Below are 18,110 nucleotides of genomic sequence, written 5' to 3' on the forward strand. Positions count from 1 at the left end.
TAGAACCAGTAAAATAGGATTTATGAGCAGTACAGAATTCGAAAATATCGCATTCGATTTACCTAAAAACCAATCGAACGTCATCAAGGTTATTGGTGTTGGAGGTGGTGGAAGTAACGCGATCAATCACATGTTCATGCAAGGAATAAAAGGGGTTGATTTTGTTATTTGTAACACAGATTCCCAGGCCTTGGAAAACAGCACGGTTCCCAATAAAATTCAGTTAGGTGTAAGCCTTACAGAAGGATTAGGGGCTGGAGCAAACCCAGATGTAGGAGAGCAAGCCGCAATAGAGAGCTTTGAGGAGATTAAGCGCATGCTAGATACCAATACAAAAATGGTATTTATCACTGCCGGAATGGGTGGAGGTACTGGAACTGGTGCTGCGCCAATTATAGCCAAGCAAGCCAAAGAAATGGATATACTTACCGTAGGTATTGTAACCATTCCTTTTCAGTTTGAAGGTAAAATGAGAAATGAACAAGCTCAAAGAGGAGTTGAAAAACTAAGAGCGCAAGTAGATTCTCTTATCGTTATTAATAATAATAAGCTTAGAGAAGTCTATGGAAATCTTGGTTTTAAAGCCGGTTTCTCTAAAGCTGATGAAGTATTAGCAACGGCATCTCGTGGTATTGCAGAGGTAATTACACATCACTACACTCAAAACATCGATTTACGTGATGCTAAAACCGTACTTAGTAATAGTGGTACTGCTATAATGGGATCTGCTACAGCTGCTGGGGCTAGTAGAGCAAATGATGCTATTACCAAAGCGCTGGATTCTCCGTTATTAAATGATAATAAAATTAAAGGTGCCAAAAACGTTTTACTGCTTATTGTTTCTGGTGGCGAAGAGATCACTATCGATGAGATAGGAGAGATCAATGATCATATTCAGGCAGAAGCCGGACACAGCGCTAACATCATTATGGGAGTTGGTGAGGATGAAAGTCTGGAAGATGCTATTGCGGTGACTATTATTGCTACTGGTTTTAATGTAGAGCAACAAAATGAGATCGTTAATACAGAAACTAAAAAGATAATTCATACGCTAGAAGACGAGCAAAGAGCTGAACATAACTTTGGTCAGAAAAGATTTGATGCTGGACATGGATTTGCACAGGAAAAGAAAGAAGTAATTGCTCCAAAAATAGTACATACGCTAGATGAGGAAGAGGATTTCGAGATTCAGGAAGTAAAGCAAGAGGTGAAGAAGGAAGTAAGAGAAGATCTTAGAACTCCTCCTAGTGCAAGAATTATGAACGTGGAGTACGAGGAAGTTAATTATCATTCTGAAGAAGATTTTATAATTACAGATTCTCAAGAAGAGGAAGTAGATGAAGATTTTCAATCTACTATGGGGGATACTTCAAAAGATGAAGATCAATTTATGTTCACTTTCGACTTTCCAATAAATAATGGAAAAGAAGAACAAAGAATTCCGGAGAGAAATCAATCTTCTCCATCTTCAGAAAATAGAAGACAAGAAAATCCGCAGTCACCACAAGCACCCAAGACACCTCAGAACAATAGAATTGTACATTCATTAAATGAGGATACAAAAAAGATGGAAGTTAATGAGCCTATAGAAATTATTCCTGTTACAGAAAGTTCTGCTACCGGAGTAAAAAGATATAGCTTAGATGACTATATGGAGGTTGAGCAAATGCTTAAAAAATCCAAACCGGCTCCTAAAATGGTAGAAGAAGAAGAGGTAGTTTTTGAGAAGAAGACCATAGCGCCGCAACCTTCACAAAATCCATCTAGAGGTAATGAATTAGACCCTTTTGATAATCCTATTTCTGAATCTTTAATAGAACGTGCAGCAGAGAGAAGAGCTAAAATGAAGGAGTTCAATTACAAGTTTAGAAGTAATGCTGCTCAAATAGATGAGATAGAAAAGCAACCAGCTTACAAACGCGCAGGAGTTGATCTAGACAGTTCCAGACATGGAGAAGAAAAGTTGTCCCGTACCACTTTAGGGAATGGTGATAATGATGAACTTCGCTTTAGAAGTAACAATTCTTTTTTGCACGATAATGTAGACTAATAACATATCTGCCCAGCAGAAAACCCAAAATTCCCTTACCGAATTTTGGGTTTTTATTTTTATCTTCGTCCCATAATTAAAATCAAAGAAATGAGTTTACAAGAGCGTATAATGACCGAGATGAAAGCCGCAATGCGTGCTAAAGACAGCCTTAAATTAGAAGCATTACGAGCAATAAAGGGAGGTATCTTGTTAGCTCAGACAGAAAGCGGATCTAAGGAAGCTATAACGGAAGATGCAGAATTAAAATTGCTTCAGAAACTAGTTAAGCAACGTAAAGACAGCGCCGTAATCTATAAAGAACAAGGCAGAGAAGATCTTGCGCAACCAGAATTAGACCAAGCAGCTGTTATTGAAGAATTTTTACCGGAACAACTAAGTGTTGTAGAGGTAGAAGCTAAAGTGGATGCTATTATTGCTGAAACCGGTGCAGAAGGAATGAAAGATATGGGGAAAGTTATGGGTGCTGCTTCGCAAGAACTTGCGGGAAAAGCAGATGGAAAAACCATTTCTATGATCGTAAAGCAGAAATTAAGCTAACTATCTAAATAAATTACCAATTAGTAATTATAGCATTAATAAAATCTTATGATTTCTAATTGAAAAGGCTCCGTGGCGCAACTGAATAGCGCATCAGATTTCGGCTCTGAGGGTTGCAGGTTTGAATCCTGCCGGGGTCACTTTTAGAGAATTCAAATTAAACCAAAACCCTGTAAATACTATGATTTACAGGGTTTTATGTTTTATTAGACTTTTGTTTGGGAATCTTTTATTATATTTATTTTCTCACAAATCGTCAACATAATTTTAATTCTGTCAACATGTTGACACTTTGAAAATCTGAGACTAAAATTTTTGTGATTTGACTTTCGTCTTTACTGAGTAATAATTTAAGACGATACTAATGCGCACTTCAAAAACATTTTCCATCTTATTCTGGGTATATTCTTCCAGAGTAAAAAACAATCAAACAAACCTTTATGTTCGTATTTCAATTGATAGCCATAGAGTAAATATTAGTTTGAAAGCTAAAATTCCATTCGATCTATGGGATGCTTCCGCACAACGTGTAAATGGTAATTCTAAGGAAGCAAGAGAATCAAATAAGCTAATTGCAGAAACACGAACAAAAATTTTTCAAAATTATCAGGATTTAAGATTTCAGAATAAAAAAGTAACACCTGAATTTTTAAAAGCGGATTTTTTAGGAGAAGGACCTAAAGATAAATCTCTGTTGGATATTTTCGAGTATCACAGAGAAAAGATTGAGAAAACGTTAACCGATGGTACTATTCGTAATTTCAAGGTTACCGAGAAATACGTCATTCGGTTTTTGAGAGAAGAACTAAAAACAAATTCTGTTTATTTGAATGAGCTCAATTATAAATTCATAAATGATTTTTCCAATTTTCTTTTTACCTGTTGGCCCAAAGGTCATGTGAATGCAATGAGTCATAATACAGTGATGAAGCATTTACAAAGACTTCGTAAAATAACTACCCTTGCTTTTCATTTGGAATGGGTGGAGAAGGATCCGTTTATACGTTGGAAACCTACTTTTGAAAAAAAGGAAAGAGACTTTCTAAATCCCAATGAATTAAAATTAATCGAAGATTTTAATTTTTATAATGATCGTTTGGATAGAGTTAGAGATTTATTTGTCTTTAGCTGTTATACAGGAATCAGTTTTTCAGATATTAATGATCTAAATAATAATAATATCAGGACTGGCTTGGACGGGCAGAAATGGATATTCACTTCAAGAAACAAGACTAAAACGAAAGTTAAAATCCCTTTACTGGATAAAGCTTTAGAGATCCTTCAAAAGTATGACGGACATCCTATGACTGAAATAACCCAAAGTCTTTTACCTGTTATCACCAATGTTAAGGTAAATCTTTATTTAAAAGAAGTAGCTGATCTGTGTGATATCAAGAAGAATTTAACCTTTCATATGGCCAGGCATACATTTGCTACTACGATTACCCTTTCTAATGGTGTTCCAATAGAGACTGTGTCTAAACTTTTAGGACATACGAAAATAGCAACGACCCAAATATATGCGCGAGTACTTGAAGATAAATTAAGTCTGGATATGTCTGAATTAAGTAGAAAACTTAGGGATAGAAAAGAATAATTTAATTTCAAAGTTTATTTATTGGAATTTCTTAATTCGCGATTCGCGAATTAAGAAATTCCAATAAAATTTATAAATATCGTGTATCGCAATATGCAATAAAATTCCAATCGCGTTAGAATTTCAGATTTTTACAATCTTCATTACAACGGTTCGCCATAATTTTTATTCCTACTAGTACGCAAGTTGTCTCTATTTTGGGACGGCTCACTAGACCTTTGGTAATTTTTCATTTCATCAGCTTTAATCATCCAATTTCGGGCACAGGCTTTCCAATCTGTTATCGGATTTTTACCGTTTAGTTTCCAGCCAATGGATTCATAAAAATTGAAGAATTTTTTAGCCTCTATAGTGCTTCTTTTTTCAGATTTAAAATATGCTATAACCACTTGTTCATTTTTTGGACATGTTTGTTTAAAAGAGTTTATAATATGTTTACTCTTATGTTTAATAATAAATACCAATTTTTGGACAGGTGCCTGTTCAGAAATTGGATAAGTCCTATCAATTTTTTGATCAGGGTGAGTATCAAATTTGAACATCTCCACGAGTGATCCCATTTGGGGACTAGTGGAGGGATGTTATTGAAGATATCCCCAGTTGGTTAGCTCCCGAAGTAATTTGTGGTAAGTTGTCCTGGCATCGTTTTTTAATGGTTATGTATTTTTATAAATAACATCCATTGAATCCTCAGGTGATAAATTGATAAATCTTTTCATAGAATTATAGTCTATTCCTTATCGTTCTGCAAAGATTCGGAAATTGATTTCTTTAAATTCATCAACTCATTCTTTTGTTCATCAATTAGACTTTCAAGTTCATTGAAAATAAAATTAAATTTTTCCTTTTTAGAACTCTTTTCAATAGCATTGGTATCTATAGAACTGGTCTTCTTCAATTGTATCATCATGTCCAGATGGCTAATTATTTTCTTTTCTTCTTTGGAAAGAAACTCACCATATTCATTGTACCATTCTTTCTCTTGGAATATAATTTCTTCATTAAAATTGGCATTCATGCATTGATTGAAAATTTTCTCAGAATTATTTTTGACCAGATCTACAAAACCAGCCCATTTATTATTACGTGGAAGTGCTCTATATTCAAGCCAACGAGGAGAAATTGAAAAATCCTGTTCTTTGAATACTTCCAAAATTTCTAGTACTGGATTTACATTTTGTAAAGGCTTCTTCATTGGAAGAAATTCTCTATTTTGCCATAGTTCTAATATTGTTTCACAGCATTCTTTTCGCAATTGTTCTTTTCTTTTTCCTGGTGGGGTCCTATCTGTCTTTTCAATTAGCTCAGATATATAGTGAATCATCCATCTGACTAATGTATTCCCTGTATGCTCTAGCTCTAATTCTTTAATTATTTTTTCACCCAATTTTAAAATTGCGTCCTCTGAGTGTTTTAACTTTTCCATCTGGTCGTATAAGATAAATTTTTGTATTGTTCGCTAATCCTAAGTCTCGTTTTTCTAAACCATACACTTTTTTACTTAGCTGTCTTTCAATCTCACATTCAAGGATCAAGCACATATTCATCTGCTTTAAAAAATTTAAAATAAAATGAATATTAACTTTGAAAATTACACCGCTGCTTTCAACTTTATCGTGATATTTATATTCCGTAGTTTCGTTCCATTGCCTGTATTCTGAAACCACCTTACCTTCAAAGTATGCTTCTTTATGGTATTCACTGTATGAAATATCAAATATGCTTTCAACTTGTTTTCCAAAACAGATATAATCTCTTCCAATATCTTTCTTAAAGGGATCCTTAACGTCCAATCCTTCATAATCTGAGGATGGATTACTTAACCATCCAATATATTGAAAACCATTTACATCAATTTCAAAATTGTATTCATCTTTTTCAAAAGGTATTGCGTAGTCATGGGAATCTTTAGATGACTGAAACGCTCTTAACAAGGCTTCTGAACCCTTACTAGAAACCAAAGCCGACCGAATAGATATAGATTCATAATTCTCCCCAAAATTCCGACGTACGGATGAAAATGCCATGATCTGATTATTATCAAAAAAATGATCGAACCCCACTTCAGTATCATATTTTTCATCTTCTATTATTCTTCTCCAATTTTCGTCAAATTTTTCAAACTCATTGTTCCAATATTTATCTTCTAATGGAACAGTATCCGCAGCATCAGATAGCCAATAATTTTCCCAGGTGTTTGCTTTAGATTTTATCCAATAATCCCAAGTGCCCCATTGGTCTTGATATTCAGGTTCCACGGTTGGCTGAAATTCCAATAACTGATTTACCGCACAAAACATAGCATGATATTCAAAATAAGTTTCCAAATCCTCAACAACAGGGTCACTTCCCTGTCTTTTACTCATCAAATGGTAATCCCTATCACTCATTTGATTTCTTATATAATCGTCTTTATTAGGGTTACCTGTATAGCCCCATTTGTAGGTTATGAAATAATCAGCAATATTGGCGATATCACTCTCTAAAAGGTTAAAAGGTCGAGCGGCCCCACTATACCAATAAGGGATCGTATCCATAGAATCAAAACGAAAACTCCTTTCACTAGAAAATGAAATTTTTGAATTTAATTCGGCATTTTCTCCGTAGTTGTTTTGAATCGTCTCCAACCCACTTACCAAAGAGTTATCAATATTTGTTTTTTCTTCTAGGGTGTAGATTGAAGTGTCGTACTCATATAGGTTAATACAGACTTTTTTAATGAAGAATTTTATTAGAGCATGTGGTAAGTTTTGGTTTAAAAGCTCTTGGTATATTTCATCCTTTAACACAATTAATTTTGAAGGAGATTCTTGGCTGGTTCTTTCAATCGCAATCCACAAGTAAAGTTTGGCTGACATCCAATAAAACATATATTTCTTGTCCTGAAAAGGGAAACAATCCTTATGATTTTGGAACTCAAAGAGCTTTTTTATTATACCTATTTCTCCAAAATTCACAAGTCTTCGTATACAATGCACAGCTCTCCATCTTAATCTTTTGTCGGGATGACCAAGTATGAATCTTAATACATCGCATACAATTTGTTCAGGATTAGAGGGGGGAATAAGGTTATCAAACCATAAACCATCGCCAGCCTCTTTTTCAATTTTAGATGTCCATCTTTCTAAAGCCCAAAAAATTAGACTTTCATTTTCATCGATAGTTAGGCGATTATTTATCATCAAACTCAATCCATAGAGTGACTCATCTGTAAGTTGCTCTATTTTATCCGGAATAACATGGACTAGAGCATCGAACAAAACATCATCAGAAACCGAGAAAATCCTTGATAAACTTCTGACATGAGATAAAAAAAGGTAGTCATCTTCATTTAATTTACTAAACCATTTATTTAGAACATATTTGAACTTTTCTTGACTCCATTTTCTAACTCCGGGGTGGATACTCCATTCCTTTAATCTTTCTTCAAGTGCTCTTTCTAAAGAATAATAGTTCAACAGTTCATTCGAAATATCAACCAGGGCATTTAAATGTCCGACGTATCCTTGTGGGATACAATTTGTTTTAATATCCGAAAGAAAGTTTTCTATTTCCCACCTCTGTTGATAGTCATCATCACTGCCTATAATATTCCTTATAGCTACTTCAAGGTCTTTTGAGGAACTTAAATCAATGTTGTCCAAGTTGATCTCATGGGCGTAATCCTTTTTAGAAAAATTGTTAATGTATTTGGACTCATTTTTCCCCTTACTAAATGTTCTGAACTCAATAAATTCTTTTAATTGGCTTAGATGCTCTTTGGCAATAATTTTACAATTATTTAATTCTGAATACAATGCTTTTATGTGTTCCAAATTTTGCTCTAATAATAAATCTCTTGAGACTATTTTGACAAAATACTTTAGGTTTTCAGAATCTCCATTTGAATTGAATTTTGAAACTGCGGTCTTATACAATTCCATTATATCTTCATGGTAATAATGACTATTTAAAGGAAGTAGTGAACTGGCAATCTTATGGTTTATGATATTGTTTTCTAATGTTGCTTTTAATAAAATAGGAATATATTTATTTAAGCTTATGACATCTCGATGGTGCCAACGGCAAACAGTTGAAAAAACTGAGGCAGAATCCAGATTGAAAATACCTTTTATTCCTTCTCCATAGGGAAAATGTTTTTTATCATAATAGCTAAGCTTTTCATCCGCATATTCCAAAAATTGCGCTAATCTGTAGGACATTTGTGGATTACTTTGAGTAATCCCCATTTCACTTAGTTCTGAAACACATCTAATCTGATAAAACGCTTCATAGTCCACATCAGAGACAGCTTCAATAGCTTTATCAAAATAATATTTTCCAGTTTCCCGATCAATTTTGGAACCCTTTATTGAACACTTGATATATAGTTCAGTGGTTTCGAAAGCAGACATCTTACTCTCGATAATAAAATTATCTATTTCATTAAGCAGCTTAAGACATAAAGCATGTTCATCCCTTCGATTAATTAATTTCTCCAAAGCTGTCAATCTAATCGAGATGCGATTCGAATTTTTGTTGGAGAATGAATCCAATATCAAGTCAATTTGATTATCGGAAAACTTGTTTAACATTAAAATTTCAACAGCTATGGAAGCCAAAAAGTTGAGTTGATCATTTGCCCAATGGGAATAATATCTTAAATCCCAATCGTCTTTAATATTTTTACAAACAAGTTTAAATTTGGAAGTAAAATCTTTTTCATTTAACCTTGAGGTGAACACATCAGCCCTTAATTTGTAAATAGGCACAGCATGTTTAAAGAACCTTTTAAATTCCCTTTTTTCGTCATCAAGACTTCTCCTCTTCTTTGGATCATTAGATTTTTCCGCTTCTATAAATTCCCTTGGATAAATATCCTCTACAGTCATTTCTTTATCGTTGATTGACTGTATTAATGTTTCTACCTTAAGACTCAAATGCATTTCCAATTCAGAGGACTTATCAAAATTGTTATTGGAAAAATGAGGCACCCTGGTTGGCAAAGGATATGCTATTTTACTAAGTACCGCAAGAATTTCTTTTTTCGAGAAAAGATTTCGAAAAACCAATATTTCAATGAAATCAACAATAAGAAGGTAAAGTGAGCTGTTAAATTTGTTTTTGCCAGAAATGACTTTGGACAAGTATTCTATATTTTGTTTGAAATCAAAACTATCCGTATCAAAGTTGGCCTTGAACAATTTATTGACCAAAAAAATTTGAACTAATTTTGGGAGTTTCAAATCTATTAACCATTCTTTTACCTGATCTTTTGACGAGCGAAGCAAAACATTGTCCACTAGGTAATTCCCAGCGGTATATCGCACGCTTTTAGGTTTCCATCTAGAAATCGACTGATATGACTTATATGGCCCTATTAATCTGAGTATTGCTTCCGTTTCAAATGCAATATCCAAACTACTAATAGGATATCTATCCAAGTTTTCATCATCCTGGATTTTATGCCTCCAATTCAACCACTCATTGGCCGTTTTCAGATGTTTTTTAGATATTTCTATTGTTGATTTCTCCCTTGAATATATTCCTGATAATTTTAGATGGAAAGAACCACCCCATGTCTTTCTATTTGATACGGCATTAAGCTTAGTTAATGATGCTTCATCTCCAAATTGTATGACCAAATCAGGATTCCCTATTAATAAATCGTTTAAGGCTTTGTACGTTTTGGATTGTTCCGCTGCAATAAACAATAATTTAAAAAATGTGAGATTATCTGTCTCTCGGTGCGTCATCTTCATAGCTAACTTAGCACGCTCAACATAAACCTCTTTATTTCTTATAGGATCTAGGGGATATTTCCTTAGTTTTTCATTTAATACAATATCCTTTAGCTCCTTTCCGAGATGTGCCTCAAACAATATGCTCCCAAGATTAATAGAAGCATAATCTTCTTTATCTGCCTTTGAAAAAAAGAGATTCGCAATCTTTGCTATTTGATGGTCATTGGCCCGGTATTTCTTTCTAATATGATTCTCAAAATCCTCATCCCTAAAACTAAGGTTTTCGTTTGACAAAATCAATCCATGCCATATATCAGAGGCAAGATCTTTTATTAGATTTTCATCCGTTTTTAAAAGCTCTGCCAAATACGACACTGGAACTGGACGGGGCAATGTTATTAAGTTTATAAATAGATCATCTACCAATTTCCAACCATTATTGCCAATTTTGTGTACTGCTTCCGAAATTCTTTCATCAATTAAATCTTCAACAGTTTTTCCATTCGGCCGCAGATAATTGATGACTTCTTGAACCCCTTCTTTTTTGAGATCAATTGAATAAGATTGAACTCTTGGAATACCTTGGGTAAGGTCATGAAAGTCGAGCGCCTCTTTTGTAGAACTCTCAGGAAAAAAGTGCTTTAAGTGTTGTTCACTTTCTTCCTCTGTAAAGGGGTGCAATAGAATATCCAAGTGATTCTTAGGCAATAGTAGCGAATCTATCCTATAAGTCCTGGTTGTTACTATTAATTTGAATTCAGGAGGAAATGGCTCTTCTAATAAATTATGTATAAAGGAAGTTTCGTTTCGTTTATTTGCGGCAGTTATACTATTGTCGGCTGCATCAATGATTAGTACTAAATATGCATTCTCATTTCTTTTTTTTAGAATCTCTATCGCATCTAAAACCCTTCTCTTAAATTCTTTAATGTAAACATCCTCTGAATCCTCTTTAAAGACTAAAAAGTTTACACCTATTCGTTTTGCAATTTCATTGGATAATTGAACCAAAGCATTCTTATGTAAATGTCTTCTGTCTGTGGGATCCAGATATGATCCATTTCCATAGCAATCAAAAGTGATACATTCACAGTAATCAGGTATAGAATTTCTAATTTGCATTGATATTGTAGACTTTCCAATACCTGCAGGACCATGAATACACACTGCGTTATCCATACTTTTTTCTATAATCTGAAGTATCGCTCCTAATTGCTCTCTTGGGACGCTTTTTGGTAACTTTTCAAAGTTTTGCGGCACAGGGAATAAATTCTCAAGACTTCCATTATTAAACCCCAGAGTAGCAATGACATCGGTTAGTGTTATACTGATATTAGCTTTAGATTCGGGCATCATTTTATCCAAAATAAGCCTTGTTAAACCATTAAATTGGTTCCTAGATACAACACTAGTATTGCTTATAGCTTGAATTAACTCTTTCCTTAATATATCTCTTGAGTTTGATCCACAGTCTTCAAAATCTAGCAATTCTATAAAATCTGAAAATTCTGTAACCTTTAAACCAGAAGCTTCCATTAATTTCTGAAAAGCCCCTAAATATTTTCTGTTTTCTTTTAAAAATTGGTTAAAGCTTACTTTCTTTCCAATGAGCCGTAATTCCTTTTGTATTTCTTGAATAGCACTTAAATGGTCAGGATTGAAATTTCGATTACTAACTAACTTTATCTTAATCTTTTTTTGAACCAAGTCTCTTTCATAATTTTGACGAAATGCTTTGTAGATATTAGCCAACCTATGGATTATAGATCCTTGCGATGATTTAGCTTTTTTTCCTTTATAAAGACTATAAAAAGTAAGATTCTTATTGGCATTTCGAGTACTATATTTTAATTGGGATATAATTACTCGGCTAGCTTTTTCGAAATTATCAGAAGAATAATATTCAATTAAATCTATTCCCAATAGTTTCTCCCCACTTGGATCAATTCTACGAGAAAGTGAAGCCTCAATTCCCTCTATTAGAACCGTTTTCAAACCATGTTCATTAAAATTCAAGAGATCTAAAGATTTTTGAATAGCCCATAATATATGGTAATCATCTCCAGCATTGGATAGATCAGCATCCGGTATAGTGGTTTTGTTATTCATCTATTTTGATGTGATAAGTGCATAATTCGCTGAAAGCGGACAGGTGTTCCGTATCAAAACGGACACTTTTCTTCTAAAATTTGGGTTAAGTTAATTAAAATTTTTTTGCTCCTATTTTCTAAATTTTCTCTTCGATTCTTCCTCTCGAAGTAGTTATTGTAGGTCGTTTTAGAAAATATTTTACCCAGTCCGATCAAATATTTGCTGTTCATCCTGATGGTTCTTAGGAAATGTTACTGATTCCATAATTTGAAAAAGCAAGATATACACTACGGTGAGAGGACGAGATCTTCTTGTCATCAGCGAAATTTCGTAATATTCCGTAAAGCTGGCTAATATAATTGACGGCTTTCATTTTTTTAGTTTTCAGATTTAAACAAGGCTAAATATTAGTAAAAACTTCCCTTGTTCGGAGTAGAAGTTAAATTTTACTCTTATTGTTAATTTATCAGCTCATTTCAATTTTAGCAATTTTTGAATTTAAATCCATTAAACTTTAAAAGCTATAGATTCTAAAAGGTAATTCTATTTACAATGGCTCCCCATAATTTTTATTCTTACTAGTACGCAAGTTGTCCCTATTTTGGGATGGCTCACTAAACTTTTGGTTATTTTTCATTTCATCAGCTTTAATCATCCAATTTCGGGCACAGGCTTTCCAATCTATTATCGGATTTTTACCATTTAATTTCCAGCCAATGGATTCATAAAAATTGAAGAATTTTTTTGCTTCCAAGGAGCTTCTTTTTTCAGATTTAAAATATGCTAAAACCACTTGTTCATTTTTTGGACATGTTTGTTTAAAAGAGTTTATAGTATGTTTATTCTTATGTTTATTAATAGTAACCAATTTTTGGACAAGTACCTGTTCAGAAATTGAACAACTCTTGTCCATTTTTTGAACAACTGTTGTATCAAATCTGAACATCTCTATGAAGGAACCAATCTTAGGATTATTGGAAGAATGGTAATGTAGATATTCCCAAGTTTTTAAATCTTGCAACAGTTTGAGATAGGTTGTTCTGGAACGTACTTTTGCAAGTCCCATTACCTGCTTGCTGTTTACCATAAATGTTTGTGGAAAGTGTTTCTGGTTCCAAAGTTCAAAAAAGGCCAGATAAAGACTTCGGTGGGAAGACGTAATTCGATCGTCCTGGGCAAACTTACGCAAGACTGCATTTAGATGAAGTATGTAATTCACTTCGCTCACTTTTTAATATTTTAAAATTTATATCCCTTTGGATAGATCTTACTTTGAAAACAGCTATTAAACAGCATAACAGATGATTTTAATAGCCAATAGAACTTGCTTTTATGCTCGCTTCAATTATTTTTTTTAGTTGTTTAAAAACGATCCCAGCTGTACTGGTAGGGAGATGTAATACTGGCAATTGCAATCCTGTTTCCCGGATCATCTTAAAGGCGATCTTTTTCTCATTGACCCCTAGACTTCTTAAACTTAAAAAATATTGTTTTGGATCTTTGCTGAGCATTTTCCGAGCAGTATAGCTTTCCACATAATTGCGGTTATACTGAAACATCTTATCAAATGCTTTTTCTGAATGCTGAAAGAAACGATCCCTTTCAAAACCTCGCTTTATAATTTTGCCGTGCATTTCCACTTCTGAAGCTTTGTATTTGCTGCCTGGAGATAGACTGTAAGAATTAGAGGCGTCTTTTCTGCTAACGATAATATGGATATGGCTCTGCAAGCCTTCTTTTTTCATTCCCGGTTCAATCACCTGTCCTTGAAATTTATACGGAGCATCCCTGACCAGCTTCTGGATATCATTTTCTAGTTGACGGATATTCCCGGAAATTTCTCCGCGCTCTACTTTCCGCATTTCATTTTTTAGATGCGCTATTTGATTGCTGTAGGGTTTATTTTCCCGAATTGCTATATCATTACTTTTATAAGTTCGTTCCTGTTCAATTTTCGCGAAATATTTAATATCATCTACGCCTATGGGTTTCCCATTAATTTCTCTGTTGAAAGAATCAGCATACTCTTTCATGGCCTCCCGGACAAACTCCCGGAGTTTTTCTGGATTGTTATGAATGTGTTTTAATTCGTATTTACTTGGATTAATGGTGATAGAATAATATTTAGGTTCCTTGAGTTTTAATTTGGAAGTATTTTCATCGATCTCTTTGATTACCTGATATGGATGGATTTTATCTTCGTATTGATCAAAAAAGTATTCCTTATCCATAAGGCTTTTTCCCTGATTTTCTTTTTCCAGATAGCTCACAAAATCTCCTGCACTTTGTGAATAAGCGCCACCTAGTTTCTGAGCAGAGATTGTGATATACATTTATGATTTACGTTTTATAGTTATTTTAAACTTTTCAAATTCTGTGGGAGAGATGTTTAGTTTTAGATAATCTGACCCAAACGTGTTCGCCTTTATCTCCACATTTTGTAGCAGGTATTCCAGATCTTGTTTGGTTGCTTTTAATTCATTCTGGAGTTGGGTGATTTCCAATTCTAATTGTTCCGGACTTTTCCCGTTGGAAGAGGAAATCTTTTTCTTTTCAACTAATATGGGTTTTGAAATGGAGCGTCCCTCCATGAGTAATTCCAACATGAGAAAACCAGGTTTGGTTTGGGTCTTTTCAATATTTTTTAGAATAGCAATCACAGCATCGATCCTTTTTTTGATTAGGGTTTCCAGGCTCACTTTTGAAGGGGCTAAAGTCTCAAAAGGAGACAGGTTATTTTTCTCAAAAAAGTCTAGAATCAGATCTAAAGTTTGTGACTGATTGCTGTTGTTTTTCTTAGAAAACTCCCGGAATCTATTTGCGGTTTTTGATTGTATCTGAAGTCTGGATTTTGTTGTCATGGATACTATTTTAATAATTACTGGCTATAGTCTTTCTTGTTTTATAGGTCTTTTCAAAGGGCGGTATCCAGTAGGGTGGATACTTTTGAGTTTCACTACTCTATAAATCGCCCAAAAACAGGGGTTTTAAAAGGAAAAGAAATCGAATAACACCGCCTGGCGTGTTATCCTCTTGCTATTCGATTTCGTCCCGCAGGCGGGACAAAATTTTCATACCCGTTGGTTAAAACCAACTGCCTTTTTAAAGGATTTCAAAAACCTATTTTCATTGCTTTGGATGCTCCTCACTCAAATTTAAATTATGAGATTACCCTATTTCGAACAGGAGAAATCAAGCCTTTTTAAATTACGAATTATCCCTATTCGTTTTAAATGAGTAAATCATTAAAACTGGTTTCATTTGTTCTTAATTACCATCAATTCATACAATTATTAGAAATTGAAAAATTTCAAACGGCAGATTTTCAAGTTTTGCAGCCATAACTTGTTCAAAATTTAAGGTATCGGATAACTGAAAAATTGGAAAATGAAAAAAGGTGATCTAATGAGACCACCTATGAAAATGGTGACAAGAAAAGTTTAAAGTATTCCTTCATCTGCGAAGGAAAAATAATCGCCATCGGGGGTAAGTATCAAATGATCTAATAGTTTTATATCTAAAAGGCTACCTGCATCCTTAATTTTTTGGGTCAGGCATTTATCGGCTTCACTAGGTTTAAGATTACCTGATGGATGATTATGCACTAAAATTACCGCGGTAGTCAAGGATTTAAGGATCACTGCAAATAAGATGCGAACATCAACCAGCGTTCCGGTAATTCCTCCATTGGACACTTCAAAAATCCCTTTTACCTTATTGGAATTGTTTAAAAGCAACACCCTTAAAACATTCCTGCAAGCCTATACGGTCTTTATCCCAACGGCTAAATAATAGCGTACTTGCACTAAGGGAAGAGCTGATTTTAGGAGCATCTTTCATTTTGAAATTGCCCTGATATTTTATTGAAATTTCATTAACTTTCGTGTTCATGATTAATCATTTTATAGGGTTAATAATGAAAAGAGGGCGATACTTTGAACGGGGCGCCCTCTTTGTTTTTAGGTGTTAGGCATTAGCAAGATTTTTGATTTCGGGAGTATTTCCTAAATCCCCCATTAGCTGAACTTTGTTTTTGATCATACTCATAATGTTAAGTGTTATGGTCGTTTGACAGACCTGATTAATAATTGAATTACTTTTTATATCCGGAGCTTTCCTTTTTTGATCTTTTGTTCTGATTGAGGATATGTATCTATGTATTGATCTCATGATATTCTTAATTGATTTACTTCTTACAGAGCCGTATGCTATTTCCTTTTTTGATGCAGATACAGATTCAGGATATAGAATTAGAGAGGGCTTATAAAAGGGAGGGCGTAGCCGACCGGCTTATGCAGCCCGGCTAACTTCTATATCCTGGTATTTTGCATATAGAAAAAAGGATAAGTTGCGGTGGAGTAGAAGCACAGGAAGGGAAATGATAAATAAATATAAATCTTGCTAAAATCAGAATATGATAAAGATGTCCATATTTACAGGAATGCCGTGTGATGGTAAGTTGAATTTAATTTAGATCCATCCTCTAATTATTTATTTTATGAATTCTCTATATTCAAATCCCATCCGTTCATAACAAAATCAAGATTTGGATCTGAATTAGGCGAACTCCATTAAAAATCTTTGAATTGGAATGAAGCGTTCCGATATTTTCTTCGGATTAGCGTAAGGGAGATCGAAATTTTTGTTGGTGTTCAAGATCTTTTTAGAGAAGCGCTTTTCCCGGAATGAAGCTTTTGCATAATGAAGCGGGAATGTGCTGAACGGTTACTTATTATTGCTATTGAATGGGAGTCTTTACAATATCTCCATAAAAACTTTCTCTAAAGAAAATAGATGAATTATATGTATGCATGGATTCATTTCACTCCATTTAAAATGTAGTATGATCTTTAAATTATATTTAATCACTCTACAATACGGTTTTACCGTTATCGGTTTTTGGAAATATTAATTATAAGTTTCACTCACGCGTTGTATATGCTAAGCGCATTTAGTGAGTGTGCAATTCACCTCACCTTACGGGTGTACAAGCACCCTCGATAATTAATTCTTAATCTATGATAAGTTCTAAACCGGCTTTTTCTGCTTTGTATTTTATCTTGGTCATGAGATCATAATAACTCCAGTTCCTAAGTACAAATGCTTCCTCTTTAGCTATTTCTAATTTTTCTTGTTGATTCAATAAAATAAGAGTTCCTGCCTTATGTTTTATACAGAAGTCGATTAGCTTTCTGCTATAAACATGCAGTCTATTATGAACATAATTCCGTTCTGTATCACAAAATCTTGCTAAAGCTTTGGTCTTTCTTATACGACCTTTTCCCGATTTGGAATAGGTAACTCCTTCTCGGGTTCTTTTTTGGGCAGCTTGTATAGCCAGCCTTCGGTAGAGGAATTCTTCCTTTGTTCCTATAGTGAGTTTAGCACTGCCAATTTTCACGGCAATTGGATATTCAAGGGACAACGAGGCTTCGGCGATCACTTCTGGTTTAAGGATGTGTTCTTCTTTTTGAAATTCGAACACTGCAAGCATAAAGATTTTTCCATCTTTTAATTTGATATGAGAAGTTCGTATTTTGGTTTCTCCATTTGCAACCCGCTGCATCAGTTTTCTCTTGTCATAATAATCTTTTCCTAAATAGGTTTTCATAGGAATGGAAAAGAACCGAAAGCAAAAAGCATTCTTTTGGGAATTGTATTTTAATCCGCATACTCCTTCCATATCAAAGGGAAATGCCATATCTCTCCTAAAGTTATTTATAGAACGTTCCCCGCACCAGTATTCCTGTCTGTTTTTCTTAAAAGAACTCAGGATGGTACTATTCAGGTTGGTTAGAATGTTAGTAGGAATTTCCCCCTTAAAGCGATCGGAAATCATTCTATAGGTGCAATTGATCCGGGAGCGGTTTAGAATTCCCTGTTCATCTTTTTTTTGATCTACTAGTTTATACTTGATTTCTTCGGTTAAATAAAAGAAGTCTTCTACCATCTCCTGAACGTACAAATGAGAAACAATTAGGTTGGCTGCCCGATAACAACGGTTACGCCAGAGATAGAGTTTATCCATCGCCTCCTTTCGTTCTTCGCTTGTAGGCAGGTCGATAAGGAGTTGGATCTTTCGAGTTAATTTTATCATATCTTTTGCCAT

At 34.1% G+C, this 18,110-nt stretch carries 10 protein-coding genes, 1 tRNA gene and 1 pseudogene; 4 read left to right on the forward strand and 8 right to left on the reverse strand.

Annotated elements, in window-relative coordinates:
* Positions 1-22 precede the first annotated feature (22 nt).
* From ftsZ to P163_RS08190, 4 genes are all read left to right on the forward strand, one after another.
* Positions 23-2,050, forward strand: a complete 2,028-nt coding sequence (gene ftsZ / locus P163_RS08175; protein WP_034889460.1) for a cell division protein FtsZ — start codon at positions 23-25, stop codon at positions 2,048-2,050.
* Between the two features lie 90 nt (positions 2,051-2,140).
* Entirely contained in the window at positions 2,141-2,590 is a 450-nt protein-coding gene (locus P163_RS08180) for a GatB/YqeY domain-containing protein (protein WP_034889463.1), read from the forward strand.
* 66 nt (positions 2,591-2,656) lie between these two features.
* A tRNA-Arg gene (locus P163_RS08185) sits at positions 2,657-2,730 on the forward strand.
* 224 nt (positions 2,731-2,954) lie between these two features.
* A complete protein-coding gene (locus tag P163_RS08190; RefSeq protein ID WP_034889466.1) occupies positions 2,955-4,187 on the forward strand; it encodes a site-specific integrase in 1,233 nt (410 codons plus the stop codon).
* Between the two features lie 143 nt (positions 4,188-4,330).
* Here the strand turns inward: P163_RS08190 and P163_RS08195 are convergent, their stop codons facing one another.
* From P163_RS08195 to P163_RS08235, 8 genes and pseudogenes are all read right to left on the reverse strand, one after another.
* Positions 4,331-4,729: a hypothetical protein gene (locus tag P163_RS08195; protein ID WP_156100671.1), complete on the reverse strand. Its 399-nt coding sequence runs from the start codon at positions 4,727-4,729 to the stop codon at positions 4,331-4,333.
* Positions 4,730-4,917: 188 nt separating this feature from the next.
* Entirely contained in the window at positions 4,918-5,613 is a 696-nt protein-coding gene (locus P163_RS08200) for a hypothetical protein (RefSeq protein ID WP_034889472.1), read from the reverse strand.
* The gene (locus P163_RS08205; RefSeq protein ID WP_034889475.1) at positions 5,567-12,019 is read right to left on the reverse strand and encodes an ATP-binding protein; all 6,453 of its coding nucleotides are present in this window, start codon (positions 12,017-12,019) and stop codon (positions 5,567-5,569) included. Before P163_RS08205 ends, P163_RS08200 begins: the two co-directional genes overlap by 47 nt.
* 529 nt (positions 12,020-12,548) lie before the next feature.
* Entirely contained in the window at positions 12,549-13,229 is a 681-nt protein-coding gene (locus P163_RS08210) for a hypothetical protein (protein WP_034889477.1), read from the reverse strand.
* Between the two features lie 79 nt (positions 13,230-13,308).
* A complete protein-coding gene (mobB, locus tag P163_RS08215) occupies positions 13,309-14,334 on the reverse strand; it encodes a MobB family relaxase (protein WP_034889480.1) in 1,026 nt (341 codons plus the stop codon).
* Complete coding sequence (locus tag P163_RS17835; protein WP_051931184.1) at positions 14,335-14,862, reverse strand: BfmA/BtgA family mobilization protein; 528 nt, start codon at positions 14,860-14,862, stop codon at positions 14,335-14,337.
* A gap of 579 nt (positions 14,863-15,441) precedes the next feature.
* A pseudogene (locus P163_RS08225) lies at positions 15,442-15,892 on the reverse strand (JAB domain-containing protein).
* A gap of 1,120 nt (positions 15,893-17,012) precedes the next feature.
* Complete coding sequence (locus tag P163_RS08235) at positions 17,013-18,110, reverse strand: hypothetical protein (protein WP_034889486.1); 1,098 nt, start codon at positions 18,108-18,110, stop codon at positions 17,013-17,015.

The sequence above is a fragment of the Gillisia sp. Hel_I_29 genome (assembly GCF_000744275.1).
In the GTDB taxonomy this organism is placed as follows: Bacteria; Bacteroidota; Bacteroidia; order Flavobacteriales; family Flavobacteriaceae; genus Gillisia.

What these genes read in the sequence shown, in the direction of transcription:
- ftsZ (WP_034889460.1), top strand. Translation starts at nt 23, where the DNA reads ATGAGCAGTACAGAATTCGAAAATATCGCATTCGATTTACCTAAAAAC.
- P163_RS08180 (WP_034889463.1), top strand. Translation starts at nt 2,141, where the DNA reads ATGAGTTTACAAGAGCGTATAATGACCGAGATGAAAGCCGCAATGCGT.
- P163_RS08190 (WP_034889466.1), top strand. Translation starts at nt 2,955, where the DNA reads ATGCGCACTTCAAAAACATTTTCCATCTTATTCTGGGTATATTCTTCC.
- P163_RS08195 (WP_156100671.1), bottom strand. Translation starts at nt 4,729, where the DNA reads ATGTTCAAATTTGATACTCACCCTGATCAAAAAATTGATAGGACTTAT.
- P163_RS08200 (WP_034889472.1), bottom strand. Translation starts at nt 5,613, where the DNA reads ATGGAAAAGTTAAAACACTCAGAGGACGCAATTTTAAAATTGGGTGAA.
- P163_RS08205 (WP_034889475.1), bottom strand. Translation starts at nt 12,019, where the DNA reads ATGAATAACAAAACCACTATACCGGATGCTGATCTATCCAATGCTGGA.
- mobB (WP_034889480.1), bottom strand. Translation starts at nt 14,334, where the DNA reads ATGTATATCACAATCTCTGCTCAGAAACTAGGTGGCGCTTATTCACAA.
- P163_RS17835 (WP_051931184.1), bottom strand. Translation starts at nt 14,862, where the DNA reads ATGACAACAAAATCCAGACTTCAGATACAATCAAAAACCGCAAATAGA.
- P163_RS08235 (WP_034889486.1), bottom strand. Translation starts at nt 18,110, where the DNA reads ATGGCAAAAGATATGATAAAATTAACTCGAAAGATCCAACTCCTTATC.